This window comes from Roseibacillus ishigakijimensis (assembly GCF_016595415.1).
Classification (GTDB): Bacteria; Verrucomicrobiota; Verrucomicrobiia; order Verrucomicrobiales; family Akkermansiaceae; genus Roseibacillus; species Roseibacillus ishigakijimensis.
Map to the genome: position 1 here is coordinate 1 of NZ_JAENIO010000185.1, position 314 is coordinate 314.

Annotated in this window: 1 protein-coding gene; it reads right to left on the reverse strand. The window is 59.2% G+C overall.

Annotated elements, in window-relative coordinates; all coding sequences use genetic code 11:
- A partial coding sequence (locus JIN78_RS17090) for a hypothetical protein (RefSeq protein ID WP_200393205.1) occupies positions 1-265 on the reverse strand: 265 nt, incomplete at its 3' end.
- Between the last annotated feature and the right edge of the window lie 49 nt (positions 266-314).

The following is a 314-nucleotide window of genomic DNA, read 5'->3' on the forward strand; positions in this document are numbered from 1 at the left end:
AGGGGTTGTAGCGATCGGCCAGGCCCAGCGCGACCGCGTTCTGGAGCCGTTCGCGAGTGGGCGGAGGAAGCTCGGGCGAACCGGTATGGACCGGCTTCCAAAACAGTGAGAGGCTCACCACCTCCGGACACTGTGGTTGGGCATTGCGCACGCGCTCCACCCCATACCACTCCTCCAGTTGCGCCCGCTCTTGCGCCGTGGCTTGCTCCAGGTAGTCATCCACCTGCTCTTCGGTGAAGACGGGAAAAACATCAGTCCAGCTCATGAGAGTTTGTCAGTTTGTCAGTTTGTCAGTTTGTCAGTTTGTCAGTTTG